This window comes from Stenotrophomonas sp. B1-1 (assembly GCF_010894375.1).
In the GTDB taxonomy this organism is placed as follows: domain Bacteria; phylum Pseudomonadota; class Gammaproteobacteria; order Xanthomonadales; family Xanthomonadaceae; genus Stenotrophomonas.
The window spans coordinates 280,221-290,018 of the sequence record NZ_JAAIUZ010000005.1; the positions used below are offsets into that span (position 1 = coordinate 280,221).

The following is a 9,798-nucleotide window of genomic DNA, read 5'->3' on the forward strand; positions in this document are numbered from 1 at the left end:
GATGCTTCCTTCTTCGGGATCAGGGCAGGCGCTGCTGGAACAACGGCGTCAGTGCCTGCAGGTGGTGGACGAAACGCTGGTAGCCGGCCTGGTACAGGGCGCCGCGCGCGGCATCGGGCTGCGCGGCCTGGGCGGCATCGAACTGCAGGTGCTCATCGACGAGATCGGCCAGTGCCCCGCCCTGCCCCTCGCACAGCCACAGCGCCTGCAGCGCAGCGCCGAACGCGGCGCCTTCGGCCTGCACGGGCACGACCACGGGCAGTTGGAACAGATCGGCGATCATCTGCCGCCAGCCGGGGCTGTTGGCGCCGCCGCCGGTCAGCACCAGGCGCTGGCCCTGCAGCCCGCCCTCGACCAGGGCGTCGTAGCCCAGGCGCAGGCTGTAGCTGGCCCCTTCCATCGCGGCGCGATACAGGTTGTCCGGGCCCAGGTTGTGCAGGTCCAGCCCGTGCAGCGCGCCGCGCGCCAGCGGCAGGTCCGGGCTACGTTCGCCGTTGAAGAAGGGCAGCATCACCAGCCCGTCGGCGCCGGGCACGCTCTGCGCCAGCAGGTCTTCGCACTGCGCGGGCGACTGCCCCAGCAGCGCGGCCACCTGGCCGGTAGCGACGGTGCAGTTCATCGTGCAGATCAAGGGCAGCCAGCCACCGTCAGAGGCGCAGAACGCGGCCCAGCGTGCCTGCGGATCGATGCGCGGCGTGGCGCTCCAGCCAAACAGCGTGCCTGACGTGCCCAGGCTCATGCTCAGCCGCCCTTCGCGCACCGCGCCGGTGCCGATGGCCGCCATCATGTTGTCGCCACCGCCGACCGCCACGCGGGTGTTCGCAGGCAGGCCCAGCAGCGCCGCCACCGCGGGCAGCAGGGCGAACCCCTGGTCGGGCGCGACCAGCGGCGGCAGCAGTCCGGCCAGATCGCGCCGCTCATCGGTGGCCGCCAGCATCGGCGCCGACCAGCTGCGCCGGCGCACATCCAGCCAGCCGGTACCGGACGCATCGCCGGCCTCCATGAAGCGCTGCCCGGTCAGCCACAGATTCAGGTAATCATGGGGCAGCGCGATGCCGTCCAGTGCTGCATCGACCTCCGGCCGGTGCTGGCGGGTCCAGCGCAGTTTGGAGGCGGTGTAGCCCACGCGCAGGTCGTTGCCGGTTTCGGCAATGCAGGCCGCCACCCCGCCCATGGCCGACACGATCTGCGCGCACTGCTCGCTGCTGCTGGTGTCGCACCACAACTTCACCGGCCCCAGCGCGCGGTTGTCCGCGCCCAGCGGTACGAAGCCATGCTGCTGGCCGGAAACGGCAAGCCCGCGCACCCGCGCGCGCAGGCTGCCCGGCAAGGCCTGGATGGCCTGCACCAGCGCCTGCACCCAATCGGCTGCGTTCTGCTCGCGCCCGCCGTCGTCGGTTACGGTCAGCGACAACGGCCGCGCCTGCTGCGCCAGCACCTGCCGCGCCTGCGCGTCGTAGGCCAGTACCTTCACACTCTGGGTGCCGGCATCGATGCCCAGATACACGCTCATGCCCTGCCCTTCGCTGCGATCCGCACTGTCACCCGCCAGATGTCCACCGATGGACATCGAGTCTGCCGGGGCGGTCGGCGGCTTGGCAATGTGCACTGCGGCAAAGCGGGCTGCCATCCCTGCGGTCGCAGCAGGCAGCGACCGGGCAATCGCTGCGTTCAAGCACGCCGAAGCGTGCAACGGCAGCGCGCGCGGTCAACCTGTTCTAGAATTGTCCGCTTGAAGACGGATCTGCCTCCCCCCTTATGCCCTTTGTCGTCACCGAAAACTGCATCAAGTGCAAACACACCGATTGCGTGGAAGTGTGCCCCGTGGATTGTTTCCACGAAGGCCCGAACTTCCTGGTGATCGACCCGGACGAGTGCATCGACTGCACCCTCTGTGAGCCGGAGTGCCCGGTCAACGCGATCTTCCCCGAAGACGATGTGCCCGCCGGCCAGGAAGTGTTCGTGGGCCTGAATGCCGAGCTGGCGCGTGAGTGGCCGGTGCTGACCGTGCGCAAGGACCCGCCCGCCGATGCCGGCGACTGGGACGGCAAGCCGGACAAGCTGAAGCTGCTGGAGCGCTGAGGCGCCAGCGGTTGCAAGGAAAAAGGGCGCCATTGGCGCCCTTTTTCATGGCGGGGTACCACCCTCCGCCCTGGTGGGTGCCAACCTTGGTTGGCACCGGAGCGTCAACCAAGGTTGACGCCTACCTCCGCAAGGCATGGCCCGGCGCTTACTGGGCCAGCTTGGCCTTCAGTGCGGCGATCAGCTTCACCGGCGCTTCGGCGGTGGCCGGAAGGCCACGCGGATCGACGGCCGAAATGTATGCGCCGGCATCGACGGCCACCACGCGCACCAGGAAGTTGCTGCCTTCATAGGCCACGTCGTACGAGCCCAGCAGCTGCGCACGGGTCGCGATGGTCACACCTTCCAGGCCTTCCAGCGCAGTGCCGACCTTGGTGAAGGCCTCATCCTTGCTGCCCGGCACGATGAAGCCGGTGTTGTTGGCAGCCGGCGCCGCAGCAGCGGCCGGTGCAGCCGGCGCAACCGCGGCGGCCTGTTGCGCGGCCGGAGCCAGCGCCGGCATCTGGTTGCTGCCAGCACCGGTCGGCAGGTTCAGGTCCGGCGGCACTTCCAGCGGACGCATTTCAGGGGCCAGGGCGTAGTCGCCCTTGGCGCCGCGCTTGAAGCAACCGGTGGTACCGGCGGCAACGGCGACGGCAAGCAGGGCGTAGGACAGCACGCGGACAGTGGAAACGGATTGACGCATGTGGATCTCCTGGATCAGGCCACGACGACAGGTCAGTGGCTGGAAAGGGCTTCAAGGGCGGCAATGTCGCCGGCAAGGTGGTCGGCGGCCGGCGCGTGCTCTGCCGACAGCGGCAGCAGCGGCAGGCGCAGATCGTGGCCGATGCCGATCCGGCGCAGCAGCGCCTTCACCGGAATCGGGTTGGGCTCGACGCCACAGAAATCGTGGAACGGCTGCAGGCGGCCATCCCACGATTCGGTCGCTTCATGGTCGTGGGCGGCAGCCAGCGCGCACATGCGGCGGTAGGCACCCGGCAGCGCGTTGGAGCCGACCGAGACCAGGCCATCCATGCCGGCCTGGATCGAGCGGGCAGCGGTGCCGTCATCGCCGCTCAGCACGGCGAAATCCGGGGCCGACAGCGCCAGCAGCGCCTGCACCCGGCCGGTGTCGCCCACCGCTTCCTTGATGCCGACGATGTTCGGATGGCGGGCCAGTTCGGCCACGGTCTCCGGCAGCATGTCGCAGCCGGTACGGCCGGGCACGTTGTACAGCACCACCGGCAGGCCACCGTGGTCGGCCACGGCACGGTAGTGCGCGATCAGGCCGGCCTGGGTCGGGCGCACGTACGGCGGCGTGACCACCAGCGCATGGCTGGCGCCCAGGGCAGCGGCGCGGCGGGTCTGCTCGATGGTTTTGGCGGTTCCAGACAGGCCGGTACCGGCCAGGACCGGAATGCGCCCGCCGATGCGCTCGACCGCGCTGGCCAGCAGCTGGTCGTATTCGGCATCGGACAGGGTGGCGGCTTCGCCGGTGGAGCCAGCGACGACAACGCCCTGGACGCCCGCCTCCAGCTGCAGGTGCAGCAGGCGCTGCCAACCGTCGGGATCGAGGGAGCCGTCGGCCCGGAACGGGGTCGCCAGCGCGGTGATGAGGCCGGAAAGGGACAAGGACGTGCTGCTCTTGGCTGGGAAGGGAAACGCCCGCCATTACTGGGCGGGGGCGACCTGAATGTTACTTGCGGCGCGAAACCACGGGCAAGTATGCTGGACACCGGTGGATTCCCGCCCCCCGGCGGGCATTCAGACTCACCCCAAGCATTACCCGGAATCGCCTTGACCGACACCACCCCGCGCCCCGCGCCGAGCGAAAACCACCTCCTGATCAACGCCTATACGACGCATCCGGAGTCCCCCCTGCTGTCTGTCACCCGCCGCATCGCCGACAGTGGCTGCAATCTGGTCGACGCCCGCCTGGCCACCGTTGGCCGCGATGTTTCGGTGACCGCGCTGGCCACCGGCTCCTGGGACTCGGTGGCCAAGCTGGAAGCCATGCTGACCCGGCTGGAGCGCGAGGAAGGCCTGAAGCTGGTCTGGTACCGCACCGCCGCCAAGCAGGCGCAGTCCAACCTGCTGCCCTACATCGTGGAAGTGATCGCCGCCGACAAGCCGGGCATCCTGTTCCAGCTGGCCGATTTCTTCGACCGCCAGGGCATCACCATCGAGAACCTGCAGAGCACCCGCTACCGCGCCATGCAGACCGGCGCTGAAATGTTCAGCGCGCAGGTGACCATCGGCGTGCCGGCCAACATGCACATCGCCGCGCTGCGCGACGACTTCCTTGAATTCTGCGACCACTTGAACCTGGACGCGATCATGGACCCGATGAAATTCTGATTCTTCGCGCGCCTCTCACGGGCGCGTGGCGTTTCATGCAATTGTCGTAGAAACAACCCAGGCTCGACAGAAGGACCTCATGAACAACGGCGATACCCTGGACAGCACCACCCTTTCCCTGCCGCTGGCCCTGTCCGGCGGCCACCACGCCACCCTCGGCGACTACGCCGGCCAGTGGCTGGTGCTGTACTTCTACCCCAAGGACAGCACCCCGGGCTGCACCACCGAAGGCATCGACTTCAACGCGCTGCTGCCCGAATTCAAGAAGGCCGGCGCGGTCGTGCTCGGCGTCTCCCGCGATTCGGTGAAGTCGCACGACAACTTCTGCGCCAAGCAGGGTTTCAACTTCCCGCTGGTCAGCGATGGCGATGAAGCCCTGTGCAGCGCCTTCGACGTGATCAAGCTGAAGAACATGTACGGCAAGCAGGTACGTGGCATCGAGCGCAGCACCTTCCTGATTTCACCCGACAGTCGTATCGTGCAGGCATGGCGCAAGGTCAAGGTTGCTGGCCACGCCGATGCCGTCCTCGCCGAACTCAAGGCCGCCCAAACCAAGTGAGTCCCATCGCCCACTCTGTCCGCCACCACCCTGCCCTGCAGGCTGTGGTGGTTTTTCCCTGTCCGTAACCAGGAAACGACGATGACCCGAGGCAAGCGCATCTACGTGCTGGATACCAACGTGCTGATGCACGATCCCACCGCGCTGTTCAAGTTCGAGGAACACGACGTCTACCTGCCCATGCAGGTGATCGAGGAGCTGGACAACGGCAAGAAGGGAACCTCCGAAGCAAGCCGCAACGCCCGCCAGGTAAGCCGCTTCCTCAACGAGCTGGTGCAGGAATCGGGCCTGGACAACCTGGCCGACGGCATTCCGCTGCAGCGCCCGAACGGGCTGCAGCTGCGTGGCAAGCAGAGCGCCGGCAAGCTGCGCTTCCAGACCAGCCACTTCGACGCCGGCAAGAGCTTTGGCAAGGTCATTCCGGACAACGCGATCCTCGGCGCGATCCTGGCGCTGAAGGAAGAGACCCCGGACCTGCCGGTGGTGTTCGTTTCCAAGGACATCAACCTGCGCATCAAGGCGGCCATCGCCGGCATCGTGTCCGAGGACTACGAGAACGATCGCGCGCTGGACGATTTCAGCCTGCTGTACACCGGCGCCACCGAGCTGCCCGAAGACTTCTGGAAGCGCCACGGCGAAGACCTGCGCAGCTGGAGCGACAAGGGCCGCACCCATTACGAAATCCAGGCGCAGGATGGCGAGGAGTGGTATCCGAACCAGTACGTCTACCTGCCCGGCGAAGACGAAGTGGAACTGCGCGTCAGTCGCGTGGTGGGCGATGGCAAGGTGGTGCTGTCGCTGGTCGATGACTTCCGCCACGGCAGCCACGCCGTGTGGGGCATCAGCGCGCGCAACCGCGAGCAGAATTTCGCACTGAACGCGCTGATGGACCCGGAGATCGATTTCGTCACCCTGCTGGGCACCGCCGGCACCGGCAAGACCCTGCTGGCGCTGGCCGCCGGCCTTGCCCAGACCATGGACCAGCAGCGCTACCGCGAAATCATCATGACCCGCGCCACGGTGAGCGTGGGCGAGGACATCGGCTTCCTGCCCGGCACCGAAGAAGAAAAGATGACGCCGTGGATGGGCGCGCTGACCGACAACCTGGAAGTGCTCACGCACAACCAGGAAGGCGGCACCTGGGGCCGCCAGGCCACCAACGACCTGCTGGCCAGCCGCATCAAGATCCGCTCGATGAACTTCATGCGCGGCCGCACCTTCCTGTCACGTTATCTGATCCTGGACGAGGCGCAGAACCTCACCCCCAAGCAGATGAAGACCCTGATCACCCGCGCCGGCCCCGGCACCAAGATCGTCTGCCTGGGCAACGTCGAACAGATCGACACCCCGTACCTGACCGAGACCACCTCGGGCCTGACCTACGCGGTGGACCGCTTCAAGAACTGGCCGCACAGCGCACACATCACCCTGCGCCGTGGCGAGCGTTCGCGCCTGGCCGATTACGCTTCGGAGGTGTTGTGAACCGTTGCACCCGCCTGTTGCTGCCCACGGTGGCGATCGCCCTCGCCACCGCACTCGGCGCCTGCACCACCACGCGCGGGCCGGCCAGCGTGCCCACCGCCGAACGCACCGGCCAATCGTGGGTGGTCACCCGCCCGGTCATCGCCGCGCAGGTGCTGGACACCTGCTCGCGGCCCAGCCCCGGTCGCGAGGCCGGTCGGGTCACGGGTTACTGGGCGCCCAGCCGGCAGCAGGTGGACCAGCTGGAGGCGAAACTGCCCTCGCTGGAAGCACAGGTGCCGCACGTACTGGATTTCGACCGCCAGTACGTGGGCATTGAAAGCGCGGGGCAGCGGCTGATCTACATCAACGCGTTCCATCTGCCCGACGATGGCAGCGTGAATCCGGCCCGCGAAGCGATCCGCGTGTGCGATGGCGGTCGCCAGTTCTGGGGCGCGCTGTTCGACCCGGCCAGCAACACCTTCAGCGACCTGCAGTTCAACGGCGGCAAGCTGTCCTCGCCCTGAGGCGGCGGCATGGGAATCCGCCTGCCCACCTGGGTCTGGATCGGCGCGGTCGCGCTCTCCTGCGTGGCCGGCATGGTCAACGTGGTTGGCTTCCTGGGCTTCGAGCACCAGGCGGTCAGCCACATGACCGGCAGCACCAGCCAGCTGGGCATGGCATTGGCGCAGGGCGACTGGCGTGCGGTGGGTCATCTGTGGGGCCTGCTGATCGCCTTCTCGTTGGGCGCCATGCTCAGCGGCCTGTTGATCCAGGACAGCACCCTGCAGCTGGGCCGCCGCTACGGCGTGGCGCTGGCGATCGAATCGATGTTGCTGCTGGTGGCCATTCCGCTGTTTGAACAACAGCAGATCTGGGGCGCACTGGCTGCGGCCATGGCCTGCGGCCTGCAGAACGCCATGGCCACCACGTTCAGTGGCGCGGTGGTCCGCACCACGCATCTGAGCGGCATGTTCACCGACCTGGGCATCGGCCTGGGCCACCTGCTGCGCGGCCTGCCGCTGCAACTGCGGCGGCTGACCCTGAGCGGCCTGATCATCAGCGGCTTCCTGGCCGGCGGGGTGATCGGCGCCTGGCTGTTCATGCGCTGGCAGTACGACGCGTTGCTGGCCCCAGCGCTGCTGACCGGCCTGACCGGCATCGTCTACGTGGTGTACCAGCAATGGGCGCGCTGGCGGCATTGATGGGGGCAGATCCCCAGTAGATCCACGCCCTGCGTGGATGCATTACGCGTGAACGTGACAAGCCGCGGAGAACCCGCTTCTACGGCACAATCAGCCCATGAGCCCCTCTACGCCCGTTTCCGCCCTGACCATCGCCGGCTCCGATTCCGGCGGCGGCGCCGGCATCCAGGCCGACCTGAAAGCCTTCGCCGCCCACCGCGTGCACGGCCTGTCGGTAATCGCGGCACTGACCGCGCAGAACACCCGCGGGGTGACCGCAGTGCATGTGCCGCCGGTCGACTTCCTGCGCGCGCAGCTGGACGCCTGCTTCGATGATTTCGACATCCACGCGGTGAAACTCGGCATGCTGGCCAATGCCGAGGTGATCAACGCGGTGGCCGAGGTACTTGAACAGCGCCGCCCCGCCCACGTGGTGCTGGACCCGGTGATGGTCGCCACCAGCGGCGCGCGCCTGCTGGAAGACAGCGCGCTGCAGGCGCTGCGCGAACGCCTGATTCCGCTCGCCACGCTGATCACCCCGAACACCCCCGAAGCCGAACTGCTGGTCGGCCACCGCATCGGCAACGCCGCGCAGGCAGAACAGGCGGCGGCGGCACTGCTGGACCTGGGCGCCGGCGCGGTACTGCTCAAGGGCGGCCATCTGCAGGAAGGCAACCGCGTGGTCGATCGCTATTTCGATGGCGTCAGCAGCGAAGAATTCATCCATGCGCGACTGCCGCTGGATGCGCACGGCACCGGCTGCACGCTGGCCTCGGCCATCGCCGCGCAGCTGTGCAACGGCCTGAGCCTGGGCAACGCCTGCGAAGCGGGCATCGACTACGTGGCGCGCGGGCTGCAGCAGGGCTATGCCCCCGGCCGCAGCGAGGTGCTGGTACTGGACCACTTCGGCGCGGCGCCGCACGCATGAGCGCTACGCCACGCACGTTCGCCGTGCAGAGCGGCGATGGCCATCAGTACGAGGTCATCGCCTGCGTGCCGTCGCAGCCGCTGGCCCGCCTGCTGTGGCTGCCGGCGCTGGGTGTGGCCGCGCGCCACTACCTGCCGCTGGCGCAGGCGCTGGCCGCACGCGGCATTGCGGTGTACCTGCACGAGTGGCGTGGCAATGGCAGCAGCTCGCTGCGCCCCTCCAGAAAGGTGGACTGGGGCTACCGCGAGATTCTTGAACAGGATCTACCGGCCAGCCAGGCCATGCTGGAGCGCGACGACAACAAAGCAACGATGGTGCCCTGGATCATCGGCGGGCACAGCCTGGGCGGGCAGCTGGCCTGCGTACATGCGGGCCGCGTGCCGGAACGCTTCCAGCACCTGTGGCTGGCAGCCAGCGGCACACCGTTCTGGCGCGCCTTCCCGCCCCCGCGCGGTTGGCTGCTGCCGCTGTTCTACCGTTTCCTGCCCTGGGTCGCGCGCCGCCAGGGCGTACTGCACGGCCGCCGCCTGGGCTTTGGCGGCACCGAAGCACGCGGACTGATCGCCGATTGGGCGCGGGTGGGCCTGAACAACCGGTATGCCGCCGTCGGCATGGCCGAAGATCTGGAGGCGCAGCTGGCGCGCATCCACGGCACCGCGCGGGCAGTGCTGATGGCCGATGACTGGTTCGCGCCGCTGGGTTCGATGCAGGCCCTGCTGGCCAAGCTGCCGAATGTGGCCTCACGTGTGCGCGTGCTGTCCGCGCAGGAACTGGGTACGCGTGCCGATCACTTCGCCTGGATGAAGGCCCCGGACGCCGTGGCGGAAAGCTTTTTCATTCAGTTGAATGAAAATTTTCACAAAAGCGTTGACGTCGGGCGCCGACATCCGCATAATTCCGCTCCTGTCGCAGGGCGCCCGTAGCTCAGTTGGATAGAGTACCTGGCTACGAACCAGGCGGTCGGGAGTTCGAATCTCTCCGGGCGCACCACTCGACAGGCTTCCGGCATCCGCCGCTGGAAGATGCAGTAAAATGATGTAACAACTTGATTGTGTACCGCGCGCCCGTAGCTCAGTTGGATAGAGTACCTGGCTACGAACCAGGCGGTCGGGAGTTCGAATCTCTCCGGGCGCACCACACACGATCAACACAACAAGTTTATGTAATTGGCGCCCGTAGCTCAGTTGGATAGAGTACCTGGCTACGAACCAGGCGGTCGGGAGTTCGAATCTCTCCGGGCGCACCAC

11 protein-coding genes and 3 tRNA genes are annotated in these 9,798 nt (G+C 67.4%); 11 read left to right on the forward strand and 3 right to left on the reverse strand.

Annotation, left to right across the window (positions count from 1 at the left end; genetic code table 11):
* Positions 1-19: 19 nt before the first annotated feature.
* Positions 20-1,513: a xylulokinase gene (gene xylB / locus G4G00_RS04510; RefSeq protein WP_164271559.1), complete on the reverse strand. Its 1,494-nt coding sequence runs from the start codon at positions 1,511-1,513 to the stop codon at positions 20-22.
* A gap of 245 nt (positions 1,514-1,758) precedes the next feature.
* On the opposite strand from xylB, the gene fdxA reads away from it, so the two are divergent.
* The gene (gene fdxA, locus G4G00_RS04515) at positions 1,759-2,082 is read left to right on the forward strand and encodes a ferredoxin FdxA (RefSeq protein ID WP_108749264.1); all 324 of its coding nucleotides are present in this window, start codon (positions 1,759-1,761) and stop codon (positions 2,080-2,082) included.
* A 148-nt stretch (positions 2,083-2,230) separates the two neighbouring features.
* On the opposite strand, the gene G4G00_RS04520 is transcribed toward fdxA, so the two are convergent.
* Both G4G00_RS04520 and dapA read right to left on the reverse strand, forming a co-directional pair.
* On the reverse strand, positions 2,231-2,767 hold the full coding sequence (locus G4G00_RS04520; protein WP_108752766.1) for a hypothetical protein: 537 nt from the start codon (positions 2,765-2,767) through the stop codon (positions 2,231-2,233).
* 32 nt (positions 2,768-2,799) lie between these two features.
* Entirely contained in the window at positions 2,800-3,693 is an 894-nt protein-coding gene (gene dapA / locus G4G00_RS04525; protein WP_108752765.1) for a 4-hydroxy-tetrahydrodipicolinate synthase, read from the reverse strand.
* Positions 3,694-3,858: 165 nt separating this feature from the next.
* Between dapA and G4G00_RS04530 the strand changes: the two genes are divergently transcribed.
* The 10 genes from G4G00_RS04530 (at position 3,859) to G4G00_RS04575 (ending at position 9,797) form a co-directional block, all read left to right on the forward strand.
* On the forward strand, positions 3,859-4,419 hold the full coding sequence (locus G4G00_RS04530; protein ID WP_005409051.1) for a glycine cleavage system protein R: 561 nt from the start codon (positions 3,859-3,861) through the stop codon (positions 4,417-4,419).
* Positions 4,420-4,498: 79 nt separating this feature from the next.
* Positions 4,499-4,978 (forward strand): peroxiredoxin, encoded by a 480-nt coding sequence (locus G4G00_RS04535; RefSeq protein WP_108752764.1) that lies wholly within the window; start codon positions 4,499-4,501, stop codon positions 4,976-4,978.
* 81 nt (positions 4,979-5,059) lie between these two features.
* The gene (locus G4G00_RS04540; RefSeq protein ID WP_108749260.1) at positions 5,060-6,460 is read left to right on the forward strand and encodes a PhoH family protein; all 1,401 of its coding nucleotides are present in this window, start codon (positions 5,060-5,062) and stop codon (positions 6,458-6,460) included.
* Positions 6,457-6,966, forward strand: coding sequence for a hypothetical protein (locus G4G00_RS04545; RefSeq protein WP_108752763.1), 510 nt, complete (start codon positions 6,457-6,459; stop codon positions 6,964-6,966). The genes G4G00_RS04540 and G4G00_RS04545 overlap by 4 nt, the downstream gene beginning before the upstream one ends.
* A gap of 9 nt (positions 6,967-6,975) precedes the next feature.
* The gene (locus tag G4G00_RS04550) at positions 6,976-7,644 is read left to right on the forward strand and encodes a YoaK family protein (protein WP_108752762.1); all 669 of its coding nucleotides are present in this window, start codon (positions 6,976-6,978) and stop codon (positions 7,642-7,644) included.
* Positions 7,645-7,741: 97 nt separating this feature from the next.
* Positions 7,742-8,551, forward strand: coding sequence for a bifunctional hydroxymethylpyrimidine kinase/phosphomethylpyrimidine kinase (gene thiD, locus G4G00_RS04555; RefSeq protein ID WP_108749257.1), 810 nt, complete (start codon positions 7,742-7,744; stop codon positions 8,549-8,551).
* Positions 8,548-9,474 carry an alpha/beta fold hydrolase gene (locus G4G00_RS04560; protein ID WP_164271519.1) on the forward strand — a complete coding sequence of 309 codons (927 nt, stop codon included), beginning with the start codon at positions 8,548-8,550 and terminating at the stop codon, positions 9,472-9,474. Before thiD ends, G4G00_RS04560 begins: the two co-directional genes overlap by 4 nt.
* Positions 9,465-9,541: transfer RNA gene (locus G4G00_RS04565), tRNA-Arg, on the forward strand. The genes G4G00_RS04560 and G4G00_RS04565 overlap by 10 nt, the downstream gene beginning before the upstream one ends.
* A gap of 70 nt (positions 9,542-9,611) precedes the next feature.
* Positions 9,612-9,688: transfer RNA gene (locus tag G4G00_RS04570), tRNA-Arg, on the forward strand.
* Positions 9,689-9,720: 32 nt separating this feature from the next.
* Positions 9,721-9,797: transfer RNA gene (locus G4G00_RS04575), tRNA-Arg, on the forward strand.
* The last annotated feature ends 1 nt before the right edge of the window (position 9,798 follow it).